Origin of the sequence: Streptomyces sp. PR69, from assembly GCF_026420845.1 — a bacterium.
In the GTDB taxonomy this organism is placed as follows: Bacteria; Actinomycetota; Actinomycetes; order Streptomycetales; family Streptomycetaceae; genus Streptomyces.
The window spans coordinates 33,053-59,536 of the sequence record NZ_JAOWCB010000027.1 but is presented as its reverse complement, the minus strand read 5'-3'; the positions used below and the strand labels follow the sequence as shown (position 1 = coordinate 59,536).

General features: G+C 70.8%; 21 protein-coding genes and 5 tRNA genes. 11 read left to right on the top strand and 15 right to left on the bottom strand.

Features of this window, described 5'->3' with window-relative positions; all coding sequences use genetic code 11:
- Positions 1–33 precede the first annotated feature (33 nt).
- A complete protein-coding gene (locus OF819_RS22565) occupies positions 34–1,569 on the top strand; it encodes a UDP-glucose dehydrogenase family protein (RefSeq protein WP_267245432.1) in 1,536 nt (511 codons plus the stop codon).
- Positions 1,570–3,474: 1,905 nt separating this feature from the next.
- Here OF819_RS22565 and OF819_RS22555 read toward each other — a convergent pair.
- The 6 genes from OF819_RS22555 to OF819_RS22530 form a co-directional block, all read right to left on the bottom strand.
- Positions 3,475–3,547 (bottom strand) — tRNA-Lys (locus OF819_RS22555).
- A gap of 172 nt (positions 3,548–3,719) precedes the next feature.
- Positions 3,720–5,810 carry a DEAD/DEAH box helicase gene (locus OF819_RS22550; RefSeq protein WP_267245431.1) on the bottom strand — a complete coding sequence of 697 codons (2,091 nt, stop codon included), beginning with the start codon at positions 5,808–5,810 and terminating at the stop codon, positions 3,720–3,722.
- A 203-nt stretch (positions 5,811–6,013) separates the two neighbouring features.
- Positions 6,014–6,634 carry a hypothetical protein gene (locus OF819_RS22545; protein WP_267245430.1) on the bottom strand — a complete coding sequence of 207 codons (621 nt, stop codon included), beginning with the start codon at positions 6,632–6,634 and terminating at the stop codon, positions 6,014–6,016.
- A 183-nt stretch (positions 6,635–6,817) separates the two neighbouring features.
- Positions 6,818–7,180 (bottom strand): fluoride efflux transporter FluC, encoded by a 363-nt coding sequence (locus tag OF819_RS22540; protein WP_267245429.1) that lies wholly within the window; start codon positions 7,178–7,180, stop codon positions 6,818–6,820.
- The gene (locus OF819_RS22535) at positions 7,177–7,737 is read right to left on the bottom strand and encodes a fluoride efflux transporter FluC (RefSeq protein WP_267245428.1); all 561 of its coding nucleotides are present in this window, start codon (positions 7,735–7,737) and stop codon (positions 7,177–7,179) included. The genes OF819_RS22540 and OF819_RS22535 overlap by 4 nt, the downstream gene beginning before the upstream one ends.
- 8 nt (positions 7,738–7,745) lie before the next feature.
- The gene (locus OF819_RS22530) at positions 7,746–8,096 is read right to left on the bottom strand and encodes a metallopeptidase family protein (RefSeq protein ID WP_267245427.1); all 351 of its coding nucleotides are present in this window, start codon (positions 8,094–8,096) and stop codon (positions 7,746–7,748) included.
- Between the two features lie 201 nt (positions 8,097–8,297).
- Here OF819_RS22530 and OF819_RS22525 point away from each other — a divergent pair, with 201 nt between their 5' ends.
- From OF819_RS22525 to OF819_RS22510, 4 genes are all read left to right on the top strand, one after another.
- Positions 8,298–9,845 (top strand): metallophosphoesterase family protein, encoded by a 1,548-nt coding sequence (locus OF819_RS22525; RefSeq protein ID WP_267245426.1) that lies wholly within the window; start codon positions 8,298–8,300, stop codon positions 9,843–9,845.
- Between the two features lie 80 nt (positions 9,846–9,925).
- Positions 9,926–9,998, top strand: a tRNA-Glu gene (locus tag OF819_RS22520).
- A 39-nt stretch (positions 9,999–10,037) separates the two neighbouring features.
- Positions 10,038–10,112 (top strand) — tRNA-Asp (locus OF819_RS22515).
- A 22-nt stretch (positions 10,113–10,134) separates the two neighbouring features.
- A tRNA-Phe gene (locus tag OF819_RS22510) sits at positions 10,135–10,211 on the top strand.
- Between the two features lie 148 nt (positions 10,212–10,359).
- Here the strand turns inward: OF819_RS22510 and OF819_RS22505 are convergent.
- The 3 genes from OF819_RS22505 to OF819_RS22495 all read right to left on the bottom strand — a co-directional run bounded on the left by OF819_RS22505 (position 10,360) and on the right by OF819_RS22495 (position 12,487).
- On the bottom strand, positions 10,360–11,184 hold the full coding sequence (locus tag OF819_RS22505) for a cytochrome c biogenesis CcdA family protein (RefSeq protein WP_267245425.1): 825 nt from the start codon (positions 11,182–11,184) through the stop codon (positions 10,360–10,362).
- Positions 11,181–11,945, bottom strand: coding sequence for a DsbA family protein (locus tag OF819_RS22500; RefSeq protein ID WP_267245424.1), 765 nt, complete (start codon positions 11,943–11,945; stop codon positions 11,181–11,183). The genes OF819_RS22505 and OF819_RS22500 overlap by 4 nt, the downstream gene beginning before the upstream one ends.
- A gap of 89 nt (positions 11,946–12,034) precedes the next feature.
- Entirely contained in the window at positions 12,035–12,487 is a 453-nt protein-coding gene (locus OF819_RS22495; protein ID WP_267245423.1) for a hypothetical protein, read from the bottom strand.
- A 223-nt stretch (positions 12,488–12,710) separates the two neighbouring features.
- On the opposite strand from OF819_RS22495, the gene hrpA reads away from it, so the two are divergent.
- The 3 genes from hrpA (at position 12,711) to OF819_RS22480 (ending at position 17,356) form a co-directional block, all read left to right on the top strand.
- Positions 12,711–16,652 carry an ATP-dependent RNA helicase HrpA gene (hrpA, locus tag OF819_RS22490; protein WP_267245422.1) on the top strand — a complete coding sequence of 1,314 codons (3,942 nt, stop codon included), beginning with the start codon at positions 12,711–12,713 and terminating at the stop codon, positions 16,650–16,652.
- Between the two features lie 124 nt (positions 16,653–16,776).
- Positions 16,777–16,851 (top strand) — tRNA-Asp (locus tag OF819_RS22485).
- A 295-nt stretch (positions 16,852–17,146) separates the two neighbouring features.
- On the top strand, positions 17,147–17,356 hold the full coding sequence (locus OF819_RS22480) for a DUF6274 family protein (RefSeq protein WP_267245421.1): 210 nt from the start codon (positions 17,147–17,149) through the stop codon (positions 17,354–17,356).
- 302 nt (positions 17,357–17,658) lie between these two features.
- Here OF819_RS22480 and bldC read toward each other — a convergent pair whose 3' ends face one another.
- Together bldC and OF819_RS22470 are read right to left on the bottom strand one after the other, a co-directional pair.
- Positions 17,659–17,865: a developmental transcriptional regulator BldC gene (gene bldC, locus OF819_RS22475; RefSeq protein WP_003949541.1), complete on the bottom strand. Its 207-nt coding sequence runs from the start codon at positions 17,863–17,865 to the stop codon at positions 17,659–17,661.
- 539 nt (positions 17,866–18,404) lie between these two features.
- Complete coding sequence (locus OF819_RS22470; RefSeq protein ID WP_267245420.1) at positions 18,405–19,262, bottom strand: hypothetical protein; 858 nt, start codon at positions 19,260–19,262, stop codon at positions 18,405–18,407.
- 154 nt (positions 19,263–19,416) lie between these two features.
- On the opposite strand from OF819_RS22470, the gene OF819_RS22465 reads away from it, so the two are divergent.
- Both OF819_RS22465 and OF819_RS22460 read left to right on the top strand, forming a co-directional pair.
- Positions 19,417–20,502: a Leu/Phe/Val dehydrogenase gene (locus tag OF819_RS22465; protein WP_267245419.1), complete on the top strand. Its 1,086-nt coding sequence runs from the start codon at positions 19,417–19,419 to the stop codon at positions 20,500–20,502.
- A gap of 495 nt (positions 20,503–20,997) precedes the next feature.
- Positions 20,998–21,246, top strand: coding sequence for a DUF3073 domain-containing protein (locus tag OF819_RS22460; RefSeq protein ID WP_267245418.1), 249 nt, complete (start codon positions 20,998–21,000; stop codon positions 21,244–21,246).
- Positions 21,247–21,315: 69 nt separating this feature from the next.
- On the opposite strand, the gene purM is transcribed toward OF819_RS22460, so the two are convergent.
- The 4 genes from purM to OF819_RS22440 form a co-directional block, all read right to left on the bottom strand.
- The gene (purM, locus tag OF819_RS22455) at positions 21,316–22,398 is read right to left on the bottom strand and encodes a phosphoribosylformylglycinamidine cyclo-ligase (RefSeq protein WP_267245417.1); all 1,083 of its coding nucleotides are present in this window, start codon (positions 22,396–22,398) and stop codon (positions 21,316–21,318) included.
- A gap of 91 nt (positions 22,399–22,489) precedes the next feature.
- Positions 22,490–24,007 carry an amidophosphoribosyltransferase gene (gene purF, locus OF819_RS22450; protein ID WP_267245416.1) on the bottom strand — a complete coding sequence of 506 codons (1,518 nt, stop codon included), beginning with the start codon at positions 24,005–24,007 and terminating at the stop codon, positions 22,490–22,492.
- A gap of 133 nt (positions 24,008–24,140) precedes the next feature.
- On the bottom strand, positions 24,141–24,968 hold the full coding sequence (locus tag OF819_RS22445) for an META domain-containing protein (protein WP_267245415.1): 828 nt from the start codon (positions 24,966–24,968) through the stop codon (positions 24,141–24,143).
- Between the two features lie 100 nt (positions 24,969–25,068).
- The gene (locus tag OF819_RS22440) at positions 25,069–25,869 is read right to left on the bottom strand and encodes a maleylpyruvate isomerase family mycothiol-dependent enzyme (protein WP_267245414.1); all 801 of its coding nucleotides are present in this window, start codon (positions 25,867–25,869) and stop codon (positions 25,069–25,071) included.
- 175 nt (positions 25,870–26,044) lie between these two features.
- Here OF819_RS22440 and OF819_RS22435 point away from each other — a divergent pair, with 175 nt between their 5' ends.
- Positions 26,045–26,449 (top strand): nuclear transport factor 2 family protein, encoded by a 405-nt coding sequence (locus tag OF819_RS22435; RefSeq protein WP_267245413.1) that lies wholly within the window; start codon positions 26,045–26,047, stop codon positions 26,447–26,449.
- The last annotated feature ends 35 nt before the right edge of the window (positions 26,450–26,484 follow it).

Sequence of the window (26,484 nt, the reverse complement as noted above, 5' to 3'; positions counted from 1 at the left end):
ACCTGCCGCACAGCGGCTTACAGGAGGCATGACATGCGGTTGACCGTCATCGGCACGGGATACCTGGGCGCCGTGCACGCGGCGTGCATGGCGGAGATCGGACACGACGTCCTCGGCGTCGACTCCGACGCCGCCAAGATCAAGGAACTCGCCGTCGGCAGCCCGCCCTTCTTCGAGCCGGGGCTGGGCGAGATCCTCGGCAGAAACGTCCGCTCCGGGCGGCTGCGGTTCACCACCTCCCTGCGGGAGGCCGCCGGCTTCGGAGACGTCCACTTCATCTGCGTGGGCACCCCCCAGCAACGCGACTCGCCCGCCGCGGATCTGCGCCACGTCGACGCCGTCGTCACGGGCCTCGCCCCGCATCTGCACCGCCGCTGTCTGATCGTGGGCAAGTCGACCGTCCCGGTGGGCACGACGGTCCGGCTCGCCTCGCTCGTCGACGGGCTCGCCCCCGAGGGCGGGGGCGCGGAGATCGCCTGGAATCCGGAGTTCCTGCGCGAGGGGTACGCCGTCCAGGACACGCTGCGTCCCGACCGGCTGGTGTCCGGCGTCCTGTCCTCCCAGGCCGATCAGACCCTCCGTGCGGTGTACGCGCCCATGCTCGCCGCGGGCGTCCCGTACCTCTGCACCGACCCGGCCACCGCCGAGCTGGTGAAGGTCGCGGCGAACTCCTTCCTCGCCACGAAGATCTCGTTCATCAACGCCATGGCCGAGGTCTGCGACGCGGCCGGGGCGGATGTGGCAACCCTGGCCGAGGCCATCGGGCACGACACCCGCATCGGGCGGCGCTTCCTGTCCGCGGGGCTCGGCTTCGGCGGCGGATGCCTGCCCAAGGACATCCGCGCCTTCGCCGCCCGCGCCCGGGAAATGGGCGTGGGCCACGCCGTGGACTTCCTCCACGAGATCGACGCGATCAATCTGCGGCAGCGGCGGCGGGCCCTGGACGTCGCCAGGGACCTCGCGGGCGGAGACCTCGCCGGCCGGCGGGTGGCGGTCCTCGGGGTGACGTTCAAGCCGGACAGCGACGACGTACGGGACTCACCCGCCCTCGCCGTGGCGGAGGCGGCCCTCCGCGAAGGCGCAGAGCTGTCCATCCACGACCCGGAAGGCGCGGAGAACGCACGCGCGGTGCTGCCCGGGGCGGAGTACGCGCCGGACGCCGTCACCGCGTGCCGGGACGCCGACGTCGTCCTGCATCTGACCGAGTGGGCCGCGTACCGCGCACTGGACCCGGCCGCGCTGGCCCCGCTCGTGCGGACCCCGAGGATCCTGGACGCCCGCAACGCCCTCGACGCACCGCGCTGGCGGGCGGCGGGGTGGACGGTGCGCGCCCTGGGCCGCCCGGCGCCCGGCGGCGCCGCCGGTCCGGCCGCGTCTCTGCTCCCCGGCCAGCAGCCCGCGGCCGGGGTCCGTCAGCCGGCGGGGGAGGCGGGGGGCTCCGTACGGGACTCGGCGCTGGACTTGGCGCTGGACTCGGTACGGGACTCAGTGCGCGACTCAGTGCGGGACTCTGCGGACGGCTGGACGGCGCCCATCGACCTGGAGCCGCTGAGAGGCGTGCCGAAGTAGTCCACGTCCCCCGGATCGATGCCGAACTCCCGCAGATCCAGTGCGCCCGGCACGGTCCCCGAACACCCCGGCACCAGCGCGACGACTCCCTCGTCCGCGCTGGTGACCGGGGCCTTGGCGGCGGGCAGACAGGGGTCCGCGCTGGTGCCGGCCGACGTCCTGCCCCACTTCTCCTGCCCGGAGGCCCCGCGCCACGCGGCCAGCGAGGAGAAGGTCTGCCGCCCCCAGCGCAGCGCCCATGCGCCGGTGCTGAAGTAGTTGTTGGCGCGGAGCGACACCTGCGCGGACGGGAAGGCCGCCCGTGCATCCACCAGCGGGGCCCCGTCCGTCACAAAGATGTTGTTGCTCACCACCGTGTTGTGCAGCCCCTCCTGCAACCGCAGCGCGGGCGCCGCCACACCCGTGCCCGAGGCCTTGAGGACCACCGTGTTGTGATAGATCTTCAGGTCGTCGAGCCGGGCGCCGTACGCCACGATGCCGCCGTACTCCGACAGCTTGCGGGCGTCGTCCAGGCTGAGGTTGAAGCGGACGGTGTTGTCCTTGTGGGTGCCGCCGCCGTGACCGGAGTAGATCATGTAGCCGGGGCCGTCGTTGTGGAACGACAGGTTGTACTGGACGACGGACGACGACACGTTGTTGTCCAGCCCGAAGCCGCCGCCGTCGGCCCGTGACCCGGTGTGGTTGCCCGCCGAGACGTTGTTCTCGATGAGCATGCGGGTCGAGTCGTGCGTCCAGATCCCCTCCGGGCCCTCGGGGGCCTTCGCCGAGGACCGCGCCCCGTTGTCGTACGCGTAGGACCGCTGCACCTTGCCGTCGCGGATGCTGCCCAGGACGATCCCGCTGCCGGTGTTGCGGTCGTGCGCCGTCGGATCGCCGGCGTTCCCGTACACCTTGGCGCGCAGGACGGTCACACCCTCGTGGGCGTACGCCGGTGCCTTCGGGTCGTAGCGCGGGCCGAAGGAGACGATGCCGGTGTCCTGGTTGCCGGACACGGCCACATCGCTGATCACGACATCCCGGAAACCGCCGCCGTCGCGCCCGCCGATGCGGATGCCGTTGCGGAAGTGGGAGACGTCCACATCGGAGATCCTCAGGTGCGCCGGCTTCCTCTCCTGCCTCCCCTCCTGCTTCTTCTCCTGCTCGCCGCCCGCGTCCGCCCCGCTGAAGAAGTCGACGCCCGCCCACTGTTCGAACGCGGCTTTGTCCCCTTCGAGATTGAGATCGCGGATCTCCACGCCCCCGGTGTCCCGCACCGAGATTCCCGGGCTGTCCTCCGCGACGATGGTGGCCCGCCCCTCCCCGTACGACTCGATCACCACGGGCGCCTTCGCGCTCCCGGCGTCCCCCTTGCCGATGCTGAGCGTGCCCCGGAAGCGGCCGCCGCCCTCCAGCCTCAGCCGGTCGCCGGGCCTGAACCGCAGCGCGTCCGCCTGCTGCAGCGACCGCCAGGGCCGCTCTTCGGACAGTCCGTCGTTGTCGTCGTCCCCGTCGGGGCTGACGTAGTACGTGTAGCCGCCCGCGGGATTCTTGCTGGCCGGCGCATAAGGCTCGGGCAACTCACACCCGCCGAGCAATGCCGCCGCACCCATACACCCCGCTACCAGGACGGCCCACCGCGGCCACCGCGTCACTCCCGCCGCACCAGCCCCGGCGCCATACGCCCGCCTCCGCATCGGCCATCACTCCCGCCAGCTCACTCGGGCCGCTCGGCGGCCAGCCTGCCAGAGGAGATACGTCCGGATTCGCTCCCGACATGACGCACCGGCGGGAACCACCCCGCCGGTGTACGCCCGCTCGGGCACGCACGGGGCACACGCACGTCCCGGAACGGCGAAGCGCCCGGCCGGCTGAACCGGTCGGGCGCTTCATCGCAGGTCAGGGAAGTCTCCCCAGCCCCTGGAGCAGTAGGCCGTGTGGGACTCGAACCCACAACCAACGGATTAAAAGTCCGCTGCTCTGCCAATTGAGCTAACGGCCCGCGAAAACAGGCACCCGTGCAGCATAGCCGGACTGCTCGCGCGAGCCGATCGGGTATCGGATCTTCGCCGGGTGTGAAGAGGCATATGGGTGGACGGGCCGGGCGCACCAGGTGCGCCCGGCCCGTCTGCCGGTGTCCGGAGCCTGCTTCAGCCTGTTTCCGAGGCTTTCGGTCAGCCGTTGCGCTTCCAGCGCGGCTTGTCGTCGCGGCGGCCGAAGGAGGAGCCGGAGTTGCTGCGGTGGTCGCCGCCGCGGTGGTCGTCACGACGGCCGTACGGGCGGTCGCTGTTGAAGCGGTGGCCGCCGCCGGAGGGGCGGTCGTCGCGGCGGTCGCGGTTGAAGGGGCGGTCGCTGCCGCGGTGGTGGCCGGGGCGGTCGTCGCGGCGGAAGCCGCCACGCTCGTCACGGCGGTCGTCACGGCGGAACGAACCACGGTCCTCGCGGCGGAAACCGCCGCGGTCGTCCCGCCGGTCGTCACGACGCTCATCCCGGCGGTCGTCACGACGGAACGAACCACGGTCCTCGCGGCGGAAGCCGCCACGGTCGTCCCGCCGGTCGTCACGACGCTCGTCACGACGGTCGTCACGACGGAAACCGCCGCGGTCGTCCCGCCGGTCGTCACGGCGCTCATCCCGGCGGAAGGAGCCGCGGCGCTCGAAGTTGCCGCGCTCGTCACGACGGTCGTCACGGCGGTCATCGCGGCGGTTGTCCCGGCGCTGCTCGCGCTCCTCGGCCGCTGCCGCGGCGGCCGCAGCCGCCTCGACCTCGGCCTCGGCGGCCTCGGTGACCTCGGCGACAGCCGTCTCGGGGTCCTCGCCGCGGTCGCGCGCCGCGCGGGCGACCAGGCGGTCGGCCTCCTCGCGGAGTTCCGCCGCGCGGCGCTGGACGCGCTCAAGGCGGCGGGTCAGCTCGACGACCTCGCGCTCGGCCTGCTTGGCGGCGTTGTTGGCGGAGTCGGCCTGGACCTCGGTCAGGGACCGCGCGCCGGTGATCTCGGCGACCTCCGGGTCGAACGAGCCGCCCTGCCCGATGATGTGGCGCGTGGCGTCCACGCCCGCGTCCTCCATCAGACGGAAGATCTGCCGGCGCTGGTGAGGCAGCGACAGGGAGACGACCGTGCCGGACTTGCCGGCCCGCGCCGTACGGCCCGAGCGGTGGAGATAGTCCTTGTGGTCGCCAGCCGGGTCCACGTTCAGGACCAGGTCGATGCCGTCGACGTGGATGCCCCGGGCGGCGACGTCGGTGGCGACGAGCACATTGACCTGGCCGTCCTTGAAGTCGGCGAGCGTGCGGGTGCGCGCGCCCTGGGTCATGCCGCCGTGCAGCGCGTCCGCCTTCACCCCCGCCTCGCGCAGCTGCTCCGCGACCCGGTCGGCGCCGAGCTGGGTGCGTACGAAGACGATGGTGCGGCCCTTGCGGGCGGCGATGGCGGCGGTGACCGGGGCCTTGTCCTTGGGCTTCACGATGAGGACGTGGTGCGTCATGGTCGTGACCGCGCCGGCCGACGGGTCCACCTCGTGGGTCACCGGGTCCACCAGGTAGCGCTTGACCAGGGTGTCGATCTCGTCCTCGAGCGTGGCCGAGAACAGCAGGCGCTGCCCGCCCTCCGGGACCTGGTCGAGCAGCTCGGTCACCTCGGGCATAAAGCCCAGGTCGGCCATCTGGTCGGCCTCGTCGAGGACGGCGACCTGGACGGACTCCAGGGAGCACGCGCCGCGGTTGATGATGTCCCGCAGCCGGCCCGGGGTGGCGACGAGGACGTCGACGCCGCGCTCCAGCGCGTAGATCTGGTTGCCCATGGACGTACCGCCGCAGACGACCTTCATCTTCAGGCCGAGGACGTCGCCGTACGGCTGGAGGGCGTCCGCGACCTGCATCGCGAGCTCACGGGTCGGGGTGAGGATGACACCGCGGGGCTTCTTCTTCTCGGTGTAGCCGCCGGCCAGGGTGGCGAGCAGCGGCAGGCCGAAGGAGAGCGTCTTGCCGGAGCCGGTGCGGCCGCGGCCGAGGATGTTCTTGCCGGCCAGGGCGTCCGGGATGGTCGCGGCCTGGATCGGGAAGGGGACGGTCACGCCGTTCTGCGCGAGCTTGCGGACGACGCCCTCGGGCAGGCCCAGGTCCCCGAAGGTGATCTGGGGCTCAGCGGGCGCGCTGTCGGCCGCGGAGGCCACCGGGGCCTCGGCGGCCGCAGGAGCCTCGGCAGCCGCGGCGGTGTCCGCCCCGGTCTCGGGCACGACGACGTGATCAGAATTGAATGCGGACATGCGAAATGCGAAACCTTCCGGAGTCTCGGCACGCGCCCAAACTCCGTGATTCGCAAATCGACCGCCTCAATGCGGTCAGCCACGGCCAGGGAGAGTACGCGCCACACGGCGCGCTCTTTCGGCGCCGGGCAATGAATGGGATCAAACGATCTACCACCATACGCACCCTCCCCCTTCCAACGCAAACCGGGTGGCCGACGCCCCTACGCCGGCCCCGGCTGCGGCGACGCCTCCGGCTCGCCCTTCATGCCGTCGCCCTGCTCGTCCGCCGGGTGCATCGCCCCGGCTTGCACCTCGGGGTTGGAGGAGGCCGGCGGCTCGTCGGTGGGCTCCGGCGAGGGCCCGGGGCTCGGCTCGGAGGGCGGCTCCGAAGGCTCGCTCGGCGGCTCGGACGGCGGGGGCGAGGAGGGCGACCCGTCGTCGTCGCCCTCGGTCGGCGACGGTTCGCCCTTCGACGGCTTCGGCTGCGCACCGCCGTCGCCGGGCTCCGGCGGCGGGGAGGGCTCCGGTCCGCTCGGGCTCGGCGACACGGCCGCTTCCTTCTCCCCCTGTGTCTCGTCTTTCTCCTCCGCCCGGTCCTCCTCGTCCTTCGCGCCCTGCTTGTCGATGTGCACCCGCCGGCCGCCCGGGGCCCCGTGCCCGCCGTCCGGCTCCGCGGCCGTTCCGCCCTGGTCCAGGGACGTGCTCGGCGCCGGCTTCGCGTCGCCCTTGTCGTTGTCGCTGACGCTCATACAGCCAGCCGACGAGGCCGCGAGCGCCAATGAGGCGGCGATCCAGACGGCCGTACGGCGGCCACGGCGGCCGGGGACTGACAACTGGCGCACAACGGCACCTCCGGGACGGGAGCAGGGGACGCGACTGCCCTGCCCAACTCCCCTCGCCCCACAAGGGACACGCCCCACAGGCCACCCGCCCGGCCCACACGGCGACACCCGCCCGGCGGGCTCGCCGCGGGACCGCCGCGGGACCGCCCGCATACGGACGCGTGCCTCCACGCGCGCGTACGGCTAGGCCGTGAGGCCGCGTGCCAGCTCCACGCCCAGGAACACCGACCCCAGCCCCACGAGCAGCGACGCCCCCACATTCGCCGCCGCCAGGAACTTCCAGCCGCGCTCCGCCAGCCGGAGCGTCTCGTACGAGAAGGTGGAGTACGTCGTCAGCGCCCCGCACAGCCCCGTGCCCAGCAGCGCATACGTCTGCGAGGACACCGACGCCCCCGCCAGCAGTCCGAGCACCAGCGCACCGCACGCGTTGACGGTGAACGTCCCCCAGGGGAAGACCGAGTCGTGCCGCAGCTGCACCGCACGGTCCGTCAGATAGCGCAGAGGCGCCCCGACCGCCGCGCCCACGGCCACCAGCAGCCAGTTCACCGCGCCGCCGCCGTCCTGGCCAGCACGGCCCGCGTCGCCGACGCCGCCAGCCACACCGCGGCCACCGCGCCCACGACCGTCCCGCCCGCGTACGCCAGCGCCGTACCGGCCTCCTCGCGCTCCAGCAGCTCGGTGAAGTCCAGCGCGTACGTGGAGAAGGTGGTGAAGCCGCCCAGCACCCCGACCCCGAGGAAGGGCCGCACCAGCGGATGCGTGCGCGCACCCCGGCCGCCCTCGCTGACCAGTGCCATGAGCACCCCGATCAGACCGCAGCCCGCCACATTGACCCAGAACACGGCCCATGGGAACGCCCCCGCCGGGGCCGGCCAGTGCACGGAGGCCGCGTACCGCGCCAGCGCCCCGGCCGCGCCGCCCGCCGAGATCGCGCCCAGCACCTGCCACTTGTGCGCGCCGGCCGTCTCGGCGCGCTGTGCGGGCACATGGAGGTCGACGTCGGGGTCGATGGCCTCGGAGGCCGGGCCATGGACGTAGTTGGGGTATCTCCCAGACCCTGCCTTTCCGGACCCCCCGGCTTTCCCTGCTTTCCCGGATCTCATGGCAACCATCATCCGTACCCCAGTGCATGCAGCCGCTCGTCGTCGATCCCGAAGTGGTGGGCGATCTCATGCACCACGGTGATCTCGGTCTCCGCGACGACGTCCTCGCGCGACTCGCACATCCGCAGCGTGGGGCCGCGGTAGATCGTGATCCGGTCCGGCAGCACGCCCGCGTACCACTCGCCTCGGTCGGTCAGCGGAGTCCCCTCGTAGAGCCCGAGCAGCTCGGGGTCGTCCGCGGTCGGCTCGTCCTCGACGAACACCGCGACATTGTCCATCAGCCGCGTCAGCTCCGGCGGGATCCGGTCGAGCGCCTCGGCGACCAGTTCCTCGAACTCCTCGCGCGTCATCTCCAGCACGTGGCCATTGTCACGTACGAGCCCCGTGCGCAGGGTTCCGGCCCGCCTCTCCGCATGCTCCGCTGCTTACCTGGGCATATCGGAGCAATGGACCGCGAAGCCTCGGAACGCCGTCCTCGCCGCCCGAACCCGAGCCGCCGGAACCCGCGCCACCCGATTCCCCCTCGCCGCGCCCCAGGTCGCCTCAGGGGCCCGCTCGACATGCTCCCGCGTCGCTACCGCGCCCACCACGCCACCCCTGTCAGCTCCCTCGTCCACACCCCGCACCCGTGGGCCAGCGCCCTGGGCATGGCGGCGGTGGTGCTGCTCGGCGCGTGGCTCGGGCTGCTGATCGTCGGCAGCGTCCACACCCCGGTGGGGCCGATGGACACCAGCATGACCCTGCGCCCCTCCGTGACCGGCGGCACAAAGATCAACGTCTCGCCGCTCGGCGCGCTGGAACTGGACTCCCATGTCGCCCCGATCCGTCTCGACGTGGACGTCGACCGGCTCGACCCGGCGCGCTCCCAGGACCTGGTCGAGAACCCGCAGCTGATCTCCGGCCTCCAGGACGAGATCTCCCGCGATGTGCGGGACGGCGCCACCGATCTGGCTGTGCGCTCCTGCATCGCCGTCGTCGCCGGCGCCACCGCCCTCGGCCTGGCCGTCTTCCGCAGCCCGCGGCGGGCCCTGACCGCGGGCGGCCTGGCGCTCGCCCTGCTGGCCGCGTCCGGCACCGCCGCGTACGCCTCCTGGAACCCCAAGTCCGTCCTGGAGCCCCGTTACTCCGGACTGCTCTCCTCCGCGCCCTCCGTCGTCGGCGACGCCCGCTCCATCATCAGCGAATTCGACGTCTACCAGAAGGAGTTGGCCCGGCTGGTGACCAATGTGACCAAGCTGTACGAGGCCACCTCCACGCTCCCCGCGTACCAGCCGGACCCGGGCACCATCCGGGTGCTGCACGTCTCCGACGTCCACCTCAACCCCGCGGCGTGGCACATCATCGGCTCGCTGGTGAAGCAGTACGAGATCGACGTGATCATCGACTCCGGCGACACCATGGACCACGGCGCGACCGCGGAGAACGCCTTCCTCGACGCGATCCCCGGGCTCGGCGCTCCCTACGTCTGGGTCCGGGGCAACCACGACTCCCTCATCACCCAGGAGTACCTCAGCAAGCTGAAGAACGTGCACGTCCTCGACGAGGGCGCCGCCATGGACATCGGCGGGCTGCGCATCGCGGGCACCGGGGACCCACGCTTCACCCCGGACCGCTCCCTGGAGGACGGCGGCGAGGCCGTCGAATACATGGCCGGAATCCGGTTCGCCTCCGCCCTGCGCGACCAGGAGAGGGCGGGCACCCCGGTGGACATCGCGGTGGTCCACAACCCGCTTGCCGCCCGCGAGACGGACGGGACCGTTCCGCTCGTCCTGGCGGGCGACATCCACCGCCGCGAGAACGAACTCCTCCCCTTCGGCACCCGCCTCAAGGTCGAGGGCTCGACGGGCGGCGGCGGGCTGCGCGCGGTGGAGAGGGACGAGCCGGCGAAGGTCGAGACCTCGGTGCTGTATCTGGACCGCACGACCAAACGGCTGCAGGCCTGGGACGAGATCACCCTGGGCGGCCTGGGGCTGACCTCCGCAGAGGTGACCCGCCATCTGGCGGAGGAGAACACCCCGCTGCCGACCGCCTCGCCCAGTCCTTCCGCGACCCCCTCTCCAAACCCCTCCCCAGGGCCGGGATCACCCAGCCCCGCCCCCTCCCTCTAAACCGTTTTGGCGATACCTCCTCCCATCCCATATGCTTCTCACGTCCCCGACGCGCTGAGAAGCGCCCAGGTGGGCCCTTAGCCCTCATCGTCTAGTGGCCCAGGACGCCGCCCTTTCAAGGCGGTAGCACGGGTTCGAATCCCGTTGGGGGCACGCATCACCATGTGCGAGACTTGCTCTCGCACCATGCTTGGTCCTGTGGAGCAGTTTGGAGTGCTCGCCACCCTGTCAAGGTGGAGGCCGCGGGTTCAAATCCCGTCAGGACCGCTGCGGCCCTCACCGGTCGCGTGGCTGGGTAGCTCAGTTGGTACGAGCGTCCGCCTGAAAAGCGGAAGGTCGCCGGTTCGACCCCGGCCCCAGCCACCACCGCCCGCCAGGGCCCGAACGCCCCCTCCGGAGCACCGGAGGGGGCGTTCGCGTTTCTCCTACGCCAACGCGCACGCCAAGTGAGGCGACCCGTCCGCTGAGGCCCGGCCCCCGGGGGGGATGTCTCCGGGGCCGGGCCGCTGGGGTGTCAGGTGCGTTCGCGGCGGCGCCAGCCGCGGGTGCCGAGGGTGATGGCGGCGATCGCCACGGCCGCCACGATGAGCAGCCAGTCCGGGATGGCGGCGCCCAGGTCCCGCGCCCACCGCTCGGCTGCGAAGGAGTCGTCGACCGACAGCAGGCCCGGAAGGGCCGTGGCGCCGTCGAAGGCGAGGAAGAGGCCGCCCAGGGCGATGAAGAACAGTCCGGACAGCAGCGATGTGGTGTGCAGCTCCAGCCGGCCCAGCCGGAAGGCGCGGCCCCGCAGCCACCGCCGTCGGCCCAGGTCGAGGCGGTCCCACAGCAGCGCGAGCAGGAACAGCGGCACCGCCATGCCCAGGGCGTAGACCGCGAGGAGCAGACCGCCGTACACCGGGCTGCCGCTGAGCGCGGAGACCGTCAGGACGCTGCCGAGGATCGGGCCGGCGCAGAAGCCAGCGAGGCCGTACACCAGGCCCAGGGCGTAGACGGAGACCGCGTTCGTGGGGCGGATGCGGCCGGAGAGCTCGGCCATACGGCGGGAGGCGAAGCCCAGCCCCAGGATCTGGAGCACGCCCAGCGCGATGATGAGCCAGCCGCCAACCGCGACCAGCAGATCGCGGTTGCCGTAGAAGAAGCGCCCCGCGTAGGAGCCCGCCGCGCCGAGCGGCACCAGGGTGGTGGCCAGTCCCGCGTAGAAGATGCCCGTACGGGCCACGAGCCGGGACGCGGAGTCGATGGAGTACGCGAAGAACGCCGGGAGCAGCAGTGCGCTGCACGGGCTGAGCAGCGCGAGCAGGCCGCCCAGGAAGGCGGCCAGATATCCGATGTCGCTCACTTCGCCGCCGCCTGCTTCGCCGCCGCCTCGATCACCTCGGCGAAGGTCTCGGCCGGCTGCGCGCCCGCCAGCGGCCGGCCGTTGACCAGGAACGACGGGGTGGATGTCGCGCCCAGTCCGTATGCCTCGTCCTGGTCCTTCCGCACCGCCTGCTTCGCCGCGTCGCCGTCCCGGTCCTTGTCGAAGCGATCGAGGTCCGCGACCCCCGCCGTCTCGGCGAGCTGCCTGAGGCGGTCCGCGCCAAACCCCTTCTCCTTCGCCCCCTCGGCGTACGCGGCCTCGTGGAACTGCCAGAAACGGCCCTGCTGCCCCGCCGCCCAGGCGGCCCGGGCCACCGACTCGGACTCCTCTCCGAAGATCGGGAAGTTGCGCCACTCGATGCGCAGGGTGCCCTTCTCGACGTACTTCTTCACCAGCTCCGGCTCGGTGTCCCGGGCGAACTTCCCGCAGTAGCCGCACTTGAAGTCGGCGTACTCGATCAGTACGACGGGCGCGTCGGCGCGCCCCTGGGCGAGCGGGTCCTTGGCGTCGCGGCGGGCGAGTTTCTCCAGCTCCGGGTAGACGCCTGCCTGGGAGTCCGCGGAGGAATCAGTGGAGGAGTCGGCGGAGGAGTCGGCCGCGGCGCTGGCGTTCCGGGACGGCGAGGGGTCGGCGTCGGGGCGGGTGGCCGTGTACGAGGCGAAGCCGAACAGCAGCGCGGCGGCGACGACGCCCGCGCCGATCGCCAGCGGCTTGCGGGATGAACGAGAGAAAGCGGACATGGCAGTGCTCCTGAGCGAAGGCCGTGATGGGTGCGTGAAAGGGGGGGACAGCGTGGTGCGGGTACCGGGTGGGCGGTACCGGGCACTGCCTAAACGCGCAGGATGGACAGTTCCATGGGTGAGGGCGGGGCCAGCGGCGGAGGCCCGCGCTCCGGTGTGACGTCCAGCATGACCCCGGCCAGGCTGCCGCCCGCGGCGGACGCGCTGTGGCCTGTCTGGTGCAGGGCCGGAAGGAACTCGGAGCCGACGCCGCCGCGCGGCGGGGTCGCCGGGTGGGCGCCGTTGTCCTGGTCCTTGACGCCCTTGCGGCAACCGGGGGCGTGCTGATCCGCGAAGCCCTGTTCCGCGACGGTCGCTGTCGCGGCAGTCACCGCGGTCGCCGGAGTCGCGTTCGTCACGCCCCCGGAGGAAGCGGGAGAAGAAGCGGGAGCAGGGGCCGCGCCCGACGACGCGCACAGCAGCAGCGCGAACACCATGCCCAGCAGCACCGCCGTCGCCGCCGCTGCCGGGACCCGGCCTCGGTGCGCGCGACTGGCCAGCATGGACAGGGCTTCCTTTCGCTCAGGACCGGACACGGCGGGGCCGAACACAGCGGGGGCCGGACACGGCCAGGAACCGGATACGGCCGGTCAGGGCCGGACAGGATCAGGCGGGTCCGGACGGATCTGGTCCATACTGCCTCATCGCCTCAGCCAGCCCGCGCCTGAGCCCGCGGGGCAAATACGTTCGCCACCGCTTTCGCGCGGGTGCGATCCTGGGATCCGTATGTCTACTTCCTTCGCCGACCTCGCCGACCTCAAGACCTTGCTGGCCGGGGCCTCGCTGCGCGACGCCCACCGCCTCGGCCGCCGTCTTGAGGGCGCCCGCCGCATCCGCAAGCCCGAGGCGCGGCAGGCCGTGCTGGCCGAGATCGCCGCCGAGGCCGAGAAGTCCGCCGCCCGTACCGCCGCGCGCGCCGCCCGCGTCCCGGAGGTGTCGTATCCGGAGCAGCTCCCGGTCAGCCAGAAGAAGGACACGATCCTGGAGGCGATACGCGACCACCAGGTCGTGATCGTGGCGGGCGAGACGGGCTCCGGAAAGACCACGCAGATCCCCAAGATCTGTCTGGAGCTGGGCCGCGGCGTGCGCGGCATGATCGGCCATACGCAGCCGCGCCGCATCGCCGCGCGCACCGTCGCCGAGCGGGTCGCGGAGGAGCTGAAGACCCCGCTCGGCGAGGCCGTCGGCTGGAAGGTCCGCTTCACCGACCAGGTGAACCAGGACGAGACCTTCGTCAAGCTGATGACCGACGGCATCCTGCTCGCCGAGATCCAGACGGACCGCGAGCTGCGCGCCTATGACACGATCATCATCGACGAGGCGCATGAGCGCAGCCTCAACATCGACTTCCTGCTCGGCTATCTGTCCCAGCTGCTCCCCCGCCGCCCGGACCTCAAGGTCGTCATCACCTCCGCGACGATCGACCCGGAGCGGTTCTCCCGCCACTTCGGCGATGCGCCGATCGTCGAGGTCTCCGGCCGTACGTATCCGGTCGAGGTCCGCTACCGCCCGCTGCTCGAAGAGGACAGCGAGGAGGCCGACCGCGACCAGATCACGGCCATCTGCGACGCCGTGGACGAGCTGCAGGGCGAGGGACCGGGCGACATCCTGGTCTTCCTCTCCGGGGAGCGCGAGATCCGCGACACGGCGGACGCGCTGATCAAGAAGAAGCTGCGCAATACCGAGGTGCTGCCGCTGTACGCGCGCCTCTCGCACGCCGAGCAGCACCGTGTCTTCCAGCCGCACTCCGGCCGCCGGATCGTGCTGGCCACGAATGTCGCCGAGACCTCGCTGACCGTCCCGGGCATCAAATATGTGATCGACCCGGGGACCGCCCGCATCTCCCGCTACAGCCATCGCACCAAGGTGCAGCGGCTGCCCATCGAGCGGATCTCGCAGGCGAGCGCCAACCAGCGCAAGGGCCGCTGCGGCCGCACCTCCGACGGCATCTGCATCCGGCTGTACACGGAGGAGGACTTCCTCTCCCGCCCGGAGTTCACGGACGCGGAGATCCTCCGTACGAATCTGGCCTCCGTCATCCTCCAGATGACCGCGGCCGGACTGGGCGACATCGAGAAGTTCCCGTTCATCGACGCGCCTGACCACCGCAATATCCGCGACGGCGTCCAGCTGCTCCAGGAGCTGGGGGCGCTGGACCCCAAGCAGAAGGATCCGAAGAAGCGGCTCACGCAGCTGGGGCGCAAGCTCAGCCAGCTTCCTGTCGACCCGCGGCTGGCCCGTATGGTCATCGAGGCGGACCGCAACGGCTGTGTGCGCGAGGTCATGGTCATCGCGGCCGCGCTGTCGATCCAGGACCCGCGCGAGCGGCCCGCCGACAAGCAGGCGCAGGCCGACCAGCAGCATGCCCGCTTCAAGGACGAGACAAGCGACTTCCTCGCCTTCCTCAATCTCTGGCGCTATGTCCGCGAGCAGCAGAAAGAGCGGGGCTCGTCCAGTTTCCGCCGGATGTGCAAACAGGAATATCTCAACTTCCTGCGCATCCGCGAATGGCAGGACATCTACTCGCAGCTGCGCACGGTCGCCAAGCAGATGGGCATTCATCTCAACGAGCAGGACGCGTCCGACCAGCAGGTGCATGTGTCGCTGCTCGCGGGACTGCTCTCCCACATCGGGATGAAAGACGTCAAGGAAGGCGCGAAGAACGAGTACCTGGGAGCGCGGAACGCCAAATTCGCCGTCTTCCCCGGTTCGGCGCTCTTCAAGAAGCCGCCGCGCTTCGTCATGTCCGCGGAGCTGGTGGAGACGTCCCGGCTGTGGGCACGGGTCAATGCGAGGATCGAGCCGGAGTGGATCGAGCCGCTCGCCCAGCACCTGGTCAAGCGCACCTACAGCGAGCCGCACTGGGAGAAGGACGCGGCGGCGGTGATGGCGTATGAGAAGGTCACGCTGTACGGCGTGCCGATCGTCGCACAGCGCAAGGTGAATTACGGGCGGATCGACCCCGAGGTCTCCCGTGAGCTTTTCATTCGCAACGCCCTGGTCGAGGGTGACTGGCGGACCCACCACAAATTCTTCGCGGACAACAGAAAACTCCTCACCGAGGTCGAGGAGCTGGAGCACCGCGCCCGCCGCCGGGACATCCTGGTCGATGACGAGACGCTGTTCGACTTCTACGACCAGCGGGTACCGGAGCATGTCGTCTCCGGAGCGCACTTCGACTCCTGGTGGAAGCAGAAGCGCCGTGAAGAGCCGGAGCTGCTCGATTTTGAGCGCGAGATGCTCATCCGCGAGTCGGCGGAGGCGGTCACCAAGCAGGACTATCCGGACTCCTGGCATCAGGGCCGGCTGAAGTTCAAGGTGACGTACCAGTTCGAGCCGGGCGCGGACGCGGACGGCGTGACCGTCCACATTCCGCTCCAGGTGCTGAATCAGGTCACGGAGGAGGGCTTCGACTGGCAGATCCCGGGTCTGCGCGAGGAGGTCGTCACCGAGCTGATCCGCTCCCTGCCCAAGCCCGTACGGCGTCACTATGTGCCCGCGCCGAACTACGCCAAGGCGTTCATGGAGCGCGCCGAGCCGCTTCAGGAGCCGCTGACGGCGACGCTGGCGCGCGAGCTGCAGCGGATGGTCGGGGTGCCGGTCGCGGCCGAGGACTTCGATCTCTCCAGGGTCCCGGACCATCTGAAGATCACCTTCCGGATCGTTGACGAGCGCCGCCGCAAGCTGGCCGAGGACAAGGATCTAGAGGCCCTGAAGCTCCGGCTGAAGCCGAAGGCCCGTCAGGCCCTGTCCAAGGCCGCCGCGGGGGCCGCCACGCGCTCCGGAGGGGCCGTGGAGCGCACGGGGCTGACGGACTGGACGATCGGCTCGCTGACGCGCGTCTTCGAGACCCGGCGGGCGGGCCAGCCGGTCAAGGCGTATCCGGCGCTGGTGGACGCGGGCGACGGCACCGTGTCCGTACGCCTCTTCGACACCGAGGCCGAGCAGGCCGAGGCGATGTGGCGCGGCACCCGCAAGCTGATCATGCTCAACATCCCGGTGAACCCGGCCAAGTTCGCCGCGGACAAGCTCGGCAACCAGCAGAAGCTGGCGCTGTCCCGCAATCCGCACGGCTCCGTGCAGGCGCTGTTCGAGGACTGCGCGACGGCCGCGGCGGACCGGCTGATCGCGGACCGCGGCGGACCTGCGTGGGACGAGGAATCGTTCCGGAAGCTGTACGACGGCGTCCGCGCCGACCTTGTCGACCTCACCGTGCGCACGATCGGCCAGGTCGAGCAGATCCTGGCCGCCTGGCAGGCCTGTGAGCGCCGGCTGAAGTCCGTCAACAGCCCCGTTCTGCTGGCCAACGTCCAGGACGTACGGGAGCAGCTGGCGGCGCTCATGCCGGCCGGCTTCGTCACCGCGACCGGGCTGAAGCGGCTGCCGGACCTGATGCGCTATCTGGTCGCCGCGGACCGCCGCCTGGCCCAGATGCCGACGGGGGTGCAGCGCGACACCACGCGTATGCAGAAGGTCCAGGACATGCAGGACGAGTACGCCTGGCTGCTGGAACAGCTGCCGAAGGGGCGGCCGACGCCGCGGGAGGTCCTGGACATCCGCTGGATGATCGAGGAGCTGCGGGTGAGCTACTTCGCGCACGCGCTGGGCACGGCGTACCCGGTCTCCGACAAACGCATCATGAAGGCGATCGACGCGGCGGCGCCGTAGGGGCGCGGGGGCGCGGCGGAGGGGTGGCCGGTAGCGGCGTCGTCGCCAAGAGTGAGTTCGACCGGACCCTCTGAGCTGCTGTAGAGTCTTGCTTCGCAGCGCACGGAAGAGCGCGGCGAAACCTGGTCCTGTGGAGCAGTTTGGAGTGCTCGCCACCCTGTCAAGGTGGAGGCCGCGGGTTCAAATCCCGTCAGGACCGCGCGTGATGTCGAAGGCCCGCACCTTGTGGTGCGGGCCTTCGCCGTACCCTGGGCCGCCCCCGGAGGCCGCGCCCGCGGCGCCGGCCGCGATCGGGACACCGGCCGCGATCGGGACGGCAAATCCAGCCAGTGCCATGCCCGTTGGGCACGCCAGGCCGCATCATGGATACCGGCCCCTCCGTACCCGCGCCGTGCACGCGCACGGTGGCTGGCAATCGTGCGCGTGTCTTGACGGCGTCATCTGCCACCGGTACGCAGTCTCTAGAGGACGGCACACACCCGGAGGTGACGTGCATGGCGGCGTCCACAGCGAGGCAGCACGAGACCAGGGCGCTGTTGCGCGCCCATCTGTCGGCCGCTTCCAGCTACCGGCACCTCACCCGGCACTGCCCCATCTGCCACCGCCTCCTGAGACTCGCCATGGAGTCTCAGGCGGCCGCCCGGCGGCCCGCGCCCGCCTCCGCGGGCCCCGCCGCCGAGGACGAACAGCCGCCCGCCGAGTGACGGCGACGGCACAGCCGGGGTGTGACCGGAGTCACCAAACAGGTTTTCAGAAACGCGAAACTTACGCGCCCCCTACATGCGCCCCATTTAATGCGTGCAATTGCACCGTCATTTCCGGTGTGCCGCCCAGGAGCGGGACGCGGCCGGTTCACCGGGCCAGGGGCACACAAAGATCGCGCTGGACCCGGCGGAGTCCAGCGCGATCGACGACGCTTGTCTGTTGGGGCAGACGCCCGTCATGTGGAGCTATGGGGTGGGCTTTGCCGGGTTGGGGGTCCGGAACGCCCGGTTGGTGGGGTGTGTCAGGCCTCGCTACGCTGCTGCGGGATGCCCGCAAGCAGTGCGCGGACCTCTGCCTCGCGGTACCGACGGTGTCCACCGAGCGTGCGGATGGACGTGAGCTTGCCTGCCTTGGCCCAGCGGGTCACCGTCTTCGGGTCCACGCGGAACATCGTGGCGACCTCAGCCGGGGTCAGCAGCGGCTCGGCGTCAGGGGTGCGAGCGGTCATGAGCGGCCTCCTCGGGAGAACCGAACCTTCTCGGTTCTTTCCTCTAAATTCTGCACCTTGACCCGCGTTGCCCGAAATGGCAGACGCGGGCCGAGTCGGTTATAGGACGAACGGCTTGTCCTCGGCACTACAACTACACCATCTGTCCAGCCACGTCGGCCAAACCGATGGAATTGCCCTCTCAGGTGTCCATCAACGGCGGAAGGCCGATGGACCATGCCATAGCGGACAGTCACGTCACAGTGACGATCAGTCACAGAGCGATCAGGAGTCGTCAGACCCCCCATAGAGTGCAATGCTGAGTATTCCGCCCATACTTGGACGGAAGGAACCCTCCCCGGACTCCTTGTCCTATTTTGACACGAGGTTGGGTGATGGGCGCAAGGGCCCAGATAGTGCAGTCCATCACGCTTGAGACAAAGGCCCGTATCAGGACCTACGTCCTGGACAGAGGGCCCACTCCGGAGTCTCATAAGCCTCAATGAGTCCAGCGGTCCCCACAAGCCCCGACGGCAACAAAGGCTGAATTGGTCAAATGCTCAATTGGCGAACTGCCGGTCCCTGACCGCGCGCCAACGCTCTGTCAGCCGGGCGTACGCCATGCCCGCGCCCTCCCCGTCCCCGGCCCGCAGCGCCGCGATGCCCTCGGCCACATCCGCCGCCGAACGGTCCTCTGCGAGCTGGGAGGCGGGTACGGCGTACACCAGGCCGCCGTAGTCCAGCTCGACCAGCGACCGCGGATGGAACTCCTCCAGCCACCGGCCGACATCCACGAGCGCCTCCGTCAGCGGCCCCTCGTCGATCGCCTCCCGCAGCGTCTTGAGCGCCCGCGCCACCCTCCGCCTGGCCTGAACCATGGGGGTCCGGTAGCGCAGCACCGGCCCGGACCCCGCGGAGTCCGTCTTGCAGCCCTCGGGGTCGTGCTCCCGCTCCTCGTCCGCGAAGAGGGTGAACCAGCCCACGGGCACCTGCCACACCGAGGTCCTGATCCAGGGCCTGGCGTCCGGGTTGCGCTCCCGCCAGCGCTCGAAGTCCGCGGCCGCCTGCCCGCGCACCACCGGCGGCAGCGCCGCGTCCAGCAGCGGCGCGGGAAGCCGGCCGGGCAGCTCCTCCAGGGCCAGCCAGCCCCGCAGCCGGGTCCGCCAGGGGCAGACGCACACCACCCCGTCGAGCTCCGCGACGAACGCGTCGCCGCTCTCGTGGACCGGCACCGCGACGGGCGGCACCGGCAGCAAGTCGGCGAGCGAGCGGCGCAGTTCGTCCTGGGCGGTCGGCCTGTCCTCGCGCCGGGCATATGCGGCCCAGTGGGCGCGCTCCGGCTCCGGGAAGGCCGCCAGCGGCTCGTAGACCCGCAGGTAGGCCGCGTAAGGAACGAGTACCGAGGACAGCGCTGGCATGCTCCGATCCTTCCACGGGAGTACTCCGGGAGAGGGTGATCCTGAGCACTGGGTCTCAGCTACGCGCGCGTAGGACTTACCCTCATCCCCAACCGCGCCTTCCCCACCCACAGGAAGGCCGTCACCCGCCGCTTCGTACTTGGGAGTCACCACCGTGACCGATGTCACCGACGGCGTCCTGCACACCCTGTTCCGATCCGAGCAGGGCGGCCACGAGCAAGTCGTGCTGTGCCAGGACCGCGCCTCCGGCCTCAAGGCCGTCATCGCCATCCACTCCACCGCCCTGGGCCCGGCCCTCGGCGGCACCCGCTTCTACCCGTACGCCTCCGAGGAGGCGGCCGTCGCCGACGCGCTGAACCTCTCCCGGGGCATGTCGTACAAGAACGCCCTGGCCGGACTGGACCACGGCGGCGGCAAGGCCGTGATCATCGGCGACCCGGAGAAGATCAAGACGGAGCGGCTGCTGCTCGCCTACGGCCGTTTCGTGGACTCCCTGGGCGGCCGCTACGTCACCGCCTGCGACGTCGGCACTTACGTCGCGGACATGGACGTCGTCGCCCGCGAGAGCCGCTGGGTGACCGGCCGCTCCCCGGAGAACGGCGGCGCGGGCGACTCCTCCGTCCTCACCGCGTACGGCGTCTTCCAGGGCATGCGCGCCAGCGCCCAGCATCTGTGGGGCGCGCCGACGCTCAGCGGCCGCCGGGTCGGCGTCGCCGGCGTCGGCAAGGTCGGCCACCATCTGGTGGACCATCTGGTGACGGACGGCGCGACGGTCGTGATCACCGATGTGCGCGAGGAGTCGGTCCGCCGCATCCTCGACCGTCACCCGCAGGTCGTGGCGGTGGCCGACGCCGACGCGCTGATTCGCACCGAGGGGCTGGATGTGTACGCCCCCTGTGCTCTCGGCGGGGCCCTGAACGACGAGACCGTCCCGGCGCTGACGGCCTCGGTCGTCTGCGGCGCGGCCAACAACCAGCTTGCGCACCCCGGCGTGGAGAAGGACCTCGCGGACCGCGGGATCCTGTACGCCCCGGACTATGTGGTCAACGCCGGCGGAGTGATCCAGGTCGCCGACGAGCTGCACGGCTTTGACTTCGACCGCTGCAAGGCGAAGGCCTCGAAGATCTTCGACACCACGCTGGCGATATTCGCACGTGCGAAGGAAGACGGGGTCCCGCCGGCCGCGGCGGCGGACCGCCTGGCCGAACAGCGCATGGCCGAGGCCCGCGGCAACGGCTAAGACGGTCGGGCCCGCGGTGCGCAGCCCGCACCTCACGCGCCCCGGTTCGCCCAAGGGCGAGTGAGCCGAAGGGGTGCGCGGGTGTCGAAAGGGAGAACACGCGCAGGGCCCCGAGGAACGTGGGGGTACCCCCGGACGGAGTCTGGGGGAGGGCCGAGCATGATCGACCGTCGACACACGCTGAAGCACCCCGGAGGCGAAGGAGCCACAAAGAATGGTGCCTGCCCGCCGACCGTGGGAAATCGTGGGAGAGAAGACTCACGCCGGTCGGCGGGTCGACCGTCGAGAAGACGTTAAAATCGCGGTTGACCAGCGAGGACGGGGCGTCTCGCGGGCCCTGCGAGCAGGCGCGTCATGCGGGCGGCGTACCGTATGGGCGCGGAAGCAGGTACCGTTGAAGCTCACGGACCGGTCTCTTCGCGGAGAGACCGCTCTGAACCATGAACGCGTCAAGACTCTGGGGCCGTCGAGCCCCGTCACCGAGGGGGTCGAGCCATGGGGCGCGGCCGGGCCAAGGCCAAGCAGACGAAGGTCGCCCGCCAGCTGAAGTACAACAGCGGCGGGACAGACCTGTCGCGTCTGGCCGACGAGCTGGGCGCCACGGGTCCGCATTCGAGCCAGCCGGCGAACGGTGAGCCGTTCGAGGACGAGGACGACCCGTACGCCCGCTACGCGGATCTGTACAACGACGACGAGGAAGAGGACGAGGAGTCCGGTCCGTCGTCGCGGCGTCGCGGCGCTTGACGTCCGTCATCTGCACGTTCTGCACGCGCTTCCAACCCGGTCCGGGACCCGGACCGGGTTGAGTGCTGTTCAGCTCGCGTAGTCGCCGACGAGCGTCGCGCCCGTGGTGTGCTGCTCGCCACGCTCGGTGATCTCGCCCGCGACCCATGCCTCGACACCCCGGTCCGCCAGCACGCTGAGCGCCACGTCGACCGACTCCGGCGGGACGACGGCCATCATGCCCACGCCCATGTTCAGCGTCTTCTCCAGCTCCGCGCGCTCGACCCGTCCGGCGGCGCCGACCAGGTCGAAGACCGCTCCAGGGGTCCAGGTGGCGCGGTCGACCGCGGCGTGCAGGGCATCCGGGATCACCCGGGCCAGGTTGGCGGCGAGCCCGCCGCCGGTGATGTGGCTGAAGGCGTGCACCTCGGCGGTGCGCGTCAGGGCCAGGCAGTCCAGTGAGTAGATCTTGGTGGGCTCCAGCAGCTCCTCGCCGAGGGTCCGGCCGAACTCCGGAACCTGCTGCTCCAGGGTCATGCCCGCACGGTCGAAGACAACATGGCGCACCAGCGAGTACCCGTTGGAGTGAAGGCCGGACGAGGCCATCGCGATGACCGCGTCCCCCGTGCGGATGCGCTCCGCGCCGAGGACCTGATCGGCCTCCACGACGCCCGTGCCGGCGCCCGCGACGTCGAAGTCGTCCGGGCCCAGCAGTCCCGGGTGCTCGGCGGTCTCGCCGCCGACCAGGGCGCAGCCGGCCAGCACACAGCCTTCCGCGATGCCCTTGACGATCGCGGCGACCCGCTCGGGGTGCACCTTGCCGACGCAGATGTAGTCGGTCATGAACAGCGGCTCCGCACCGCACACGACGATGTCGTCCATGACCATCGCGACGAGGTCATGGCCGATCGTGTCGTAGACGCCCAGGCGGCGGGCGAGGTCGACCTTGGTGCCGACGCCGTCGGTGGCGGAGGCGAGCAGCGGGCGCTCATAGCGCTTGAGGGCGGAGGCGTCGAAGAGGCCGGCGAAGCCGCCGATGCCGCCGAGCACCTCGGGGCGGCGGGCCTTCTTCACCCACTCCTTCATCAGTTCGACGGCGCGGTCGCCCGCCTCGATGTCGACGCCCGCGCTTGCGTAGCTGGCGCCGCCCTCGGCAGTAGGGGTCTCAGACATGGCTGGGAGCTTTCGTGTCGTTGCCGTCCATACGGGCCGTGCGCGGTGCACAGGCGGTACGGGGGAGCATGCGGAGCATTGCGGCTGCGTCCTACGGGCGGCGGAGCGCGTCGGCGGCGTCCGCGCCGCCCGCCAGCTCGGTCTCCAGGAGCTGCTTGCCGAGCAGCTCGGGGTCGGGCAGCTCCATCGGGTACTCGCCGTCGAAGCAGGCGCGGCACAGATTGGGCTTGGCGATGGCAGTCGCCTCGATCATGCCGTCGATGGAGATGTACGCGAGGGAGTCGGCCCCCATCGAGGCGCCGATCTCCTCGATCGTCATGCCGTTGGCGATCAGCTCGGCGCGGGTGGCGAAGTCGATCCCGAAGAAGCAGGGCCACTTCACCGGCGGGGACGAGATCCTCACATGGACCTCGGCGGCGCCGGCCTCGCGGAGCATCTTGACCAGGGCCCGCTGGGTGTTGCCGCGGACGATCGAGTCGTCGACGACCACCAGCCGCTTGCCCCGGATGACTTCCTTGAGGGGGTTGAGCTTCAGCCGGATGCCGAGCTGGCGGATGGTCTGGGACGGCTGGATGAAGGTCCGGCCGACGTAGGCGTTCTTCACCAGTCCGGAGCCGTAGGGGATGCCGCTGGCCTCCGCGTAGCCGATGGCGGCGGGGGTGCCCGACTCCGGCGTCGCTATCACCAGGTCGGCCTCGACCGGGGCCTCCTTGGCGAGCCTGCGGCCCATCTCGACGCGGGACAGGTAGACGTTCCGGCCGGCGATGTCGGTGTCCGGGCGGGCGAGATAGACATACTCGAAGACACAGCCCTTGGGCTTTGCTTCAGCGAATCGTGAAGAGCGGAGGCCGTTCTCGTCGATGGCGATCAGCTCACCGGGCTCGATCTCGCGTACGAAGCTCGCACCGCAGATGTCCAGGGCGGCGGTCTCGCTGGCGACGACCCAGCCGCGGTCCAGGCGGCCGAGGACGAGAGGGCGGATGCCCTGTGGGTCACGGGCGGCGTAGAGGGTGCCCTCGTCCATGAAGGCCAGGGAGAACGCGCCCTTGACGCCCGGCAGGACCTTGGCGGCCGCGTCCTCCACGGTCAGCGGTTTGCCGTCGTCGTCGGTCTGGCCCGCGAGCAGCGCGGTGATCAGATCCGTGTCGTTGGTGGCGGCGACCTGAGTGGCGCGGCCGTTCTCCTTGGGGAGGGCGGCGACCATCTCGGCCAGCTCGGCCGTGTTGACCAGATTGCCGTTGTGACCCAGGGCGATCGAGCCATGGGCGGTGGCCCGGAAGGTGGGCTGGGCGTTCTCCCAGACGGAGGCGCCGGTGGTCGAGTAGCGGGCGTGTCCGACCGCGATATGGCCCTGGAGCGAGCCGAGGGAGGTCTCGTCGAAGACCTGGGAGACCAGGCCCATGTCCTTGAAGACAAGGATCTGGGAGCCGTTGCTCACCGCGATTCCCGCGGATTCCTGGCCCCGATGCTGGAGGGCGTACAGCCCGAAGTACGTGAGCTTGGCGACCTCTTCGCCGGGGGCCCAGACACCGAAGACGCCGCAGGCGTCCTGGGGGCCCTTCTCTCCGGGGAGCAGGTCGTGGTTGAGTCGTCCGTCACCACGTGGCACGCCACCGAGTGTAGGCGAGATCGACCACTGGTCCGAATTGGGGACCGGTGCCAAGCGTCACACCGCCTCAGGCGTCCCCGCCGCCGCCCGGCGTCAGGGCTGGTCAGGCTGCGTCAGGCCGTATCAGGCCGCGTCAGGGCTGCGGCGCGGCGGCGGTCAGGCCCCGGCCGTCGTCCGCGGTCAGGGTCAGGGAGCGCTGCTCGATCTCATACGTCACCGAGTCCTGCTCCAGCACCCTCAGCACCGCGGTCTCCAGCTCCGCCTCCGGCCCTTCGCAGAGCTTCCGGGTGGTCGCCAGCTTGCTGAGAGTGATCGTGGACTGCGCCTCGTCGACCTCCGCCGCGACGCTGAAGGTGTTGCAGCCGAGGCTGCCGCGCAAGGTGCCCTCGTCGTCCAGCGTCAGATGCGCCTTCCTCTCGGCGCCTGCGGGCACCGAGGACACGGTCTCGCCGGAGATGAGCGAGGTCACCGTCCACTTGGCGCCGGCCAGCGGGGCGTCGGGCACGGCCGGGTCGGAGGTGAGGGCGATGGTGTCGCCCTGCCGTGTGGTGAGAGTGAGCCTGCCGTCGTCGACCGCCGCCGTGAGCGTGCCGGAGAACGCCTTGCTGAGCAGCTCCTCGAACCGCATCACGGGCTTCTCGCAGCCGATCTCGGTCATCACGCCCCGGCCGACGGTGACGGTGTCGCCCTCGACGGTGACATCGGCCCCGAAGCGATTGCAGCCGTAGTTGCCCTCGGCGCGCCCCTCGTCGGTGAAGGTGACATGCGCACCGGTCGGGTTCGCGGTCTTCTCGCCGTCCACGGTCACGCTCTCGACGGACCAGCGGATGCCGGTGAGGACAGGGCCCTCGGACACCGAGCTGCCGCCCGGACCGGACCCGGGGTCGTTTCCGCAGGCGGTGAGGGCGACGGAGAGCACGGCGGCCAGCACCGCGGCGGGAAGGCTCAGCTGCTTTCGCATGCCGATGGGACGGGAGGGACGGGCCCGTGGTTCCGCTTTCGCCTCTCTCTTCCTCCCGTCCTCCCGCATTTCCTCTCCGTCACTCTCTCGGTGCGCTGGGTCAGCTGACCACGGGCAGCAGGGCCGACAGATCGGCGCGCTCCCCGCTCGCACTGACCTTCGCCGCGTCCAGCGCCCGGCTCCACTCCAGGCGTCCGGTGGCCAGCCGGACCCAGGTCAGCGGGTCGGTCTCGACGACATTGGGCGGGGTGCCGCGGGTGTGCCGCGGTCCCTCCACACACTGGACCACGGCGAACGGCGGCACCCGCACCTCCGTCGACGCCCCCGGGGCCTTCACCGCGAGGACATCCGCCAGCAGCCGGGTGCACGCGGCCAGCGCCTGGCGGTCGTACGGGATGTCGACGCCGGTCGCATCGGCGAGGTCGTCGGTGTGCACGACCAGCTCGACCAGGCGGGTCACCAGGAACTCGTCCAGCCGCATCGCCCCGAACCGCATCGGGACCAGCCGGTCGTCCGGCGCGAGCGGCAGCAGCTCACGGGCGCGGGCCGCGACGCCGGCGAACAGCTCGGCGGGCTCGGCCTCGGCGGTGAGCTCCCGGGTGTCCTCGTCGACCTGCCCGGCGGCCGTGCCCGTGCGCAACGCCCAGTCCATCATCGCCACTTCGGGCAGGGGCGGGGGCTGCGACGCCGACCGCTCCAGGCCGTGGACCAGCGATCGGACCCCGAGGGCGAGATGCGCGGCCAGCTCTCGCACGGTCCAGTCGCCGAGGCGGGTGGGAAGGGCGAGCTGCTCGGGGGTGAGGGCGTCGACCGCACTTCCCACATGCTCGATCTGCGCGAGGACCGCGGCGCGGGTCTTGGCGGGGTCATAACGGCGGGTGCGCTTCTTGGCCGGAGGCATGGGCCCGACATTAATGCCCCGGCCCGGTGAAGGGCCTCGCATGGCGGGACGCCTTGGGCGGGCGGACGATGAAAGAGGAAGGGGACGCCAAACGGGACACCAAACCGGACACCAATCCGGACACCAATGGGGACAGCAGATTCACGGCGTAGGCGGATGAAAGGTGTGAGCGACCATGGGTGAGCACCCGGACGTGGCTCTGGTGCGCCGGGGCTATGAGGCTTTCAGCAGGGGGGACATGGAGACGCTCGCCTCGTTGATGACGGGGGACGTCGCCCACCATGTGCCGGGCAGCAGCCAGATGTCCGGACACTTCAAAGGCCGGGACAACGTCATGGCGATGTACGCCAAGCTCGCCGAACTGACCGGTGGGACCTTCGCGGTCGCCTTGCACGATGTGTTCACGGACGGCCGCGGCCACGCGATGTCCGTCCACACCTGGCGGGCGGACCACGGCGACCGGGGCATCGAGATGCGCGGCGGGATCTTCTTCACGATCGTCGGCGGCAAGGTCACCGATCTCGACGAGTGCGTGGCGGACATCGAGGAGGCGGACGCCTTCTTCGGAACGGCCGAGTAAGCCAGCGGCCGAGTAGGCCCCTCGGGAAACCCGGG